We start from the raw sequence: 733 nt of genomic DNA on the forward strand, positions 1-733 counted from the left end.
CTGCGGAGGAATAATCATCGCCCCCCGGAGTACTGTATCCTCAGCAGCAGAAATGAAACAAGTCATTGTGATTTTGGCCACCCTTGGATTGGTTTTTGCTGCTCCCAGCATAGACCTCCAAAATGACTTCGACATCAATCAGCTGGAGCAAAACGGCACCTACCCATACCACCCCACCATCGGTGGCAGGATTGTAGGTGGAGTAGTGGCGTCCATCCAGGATTTACCTTGGCAAGTAGCTCTGCTCCGTAACGGCGCTCAGATCTGCGGAGGAATAATCATCGCCCCCCAAATTGTCTTGACCGCCGCCCATTGCGTCGTTCCCAGTGTCATTTCTGCCGTCTCCCAGCTCAACATCCGCTCAGGCTCAAACCTCCACAATTCCGGCGGTCTGCGCATCGCAGTCAGCAGGATTACCACACACGCTCAATATAGGGACTGCCTCACCTGCGCCCCTGACTACGATATCGCCGTTCTTACCCTTTCCAGCAGTGCGATTGCGAGCGGAGTGCCCGCTGCCGCGATAGGTCTGTGGGACGGCACCACCACTTTCAGTGCAGGAATCACCGGAACTGTGTCTGGATGGGGCACGACCAGCGAGAACGGAGCCAGTTCGCTTCAGCTTAGACGCGTAGACGTTCCTATTGTGTCTGAAGCCAGTTGTCGGTCTGTATATGGCTCTATCATTTCCAGCAGGACTATCTGTGCTGGATTCGCCGCTGGCGGCAGGGAG

General features: G+C 55.5%; 1 protein-coding gene. It reads left to right on the plus strand.

Features of this window, described 5'->3' with window-relative positions; translation table 11 throughout:
• Nucleotides 1–52 precede the first annotated feature (52 nt).
• A partial coding sequence (locus QWY28_RS23235) for a serine protease (protein WP_300955295.1) occupies nt 53–733 on the plus strand: 681 nt, incomplete at its 3' end.

It is taken from the genome of Nocardioides oceani, from assembly GCF_030412965.1.
GTDB lineage: Bacteria > Actinomycetota > Actinomycetes > Propionibacteriales > Nocardioidaceae > Nocardioides > Nocardioides oceani.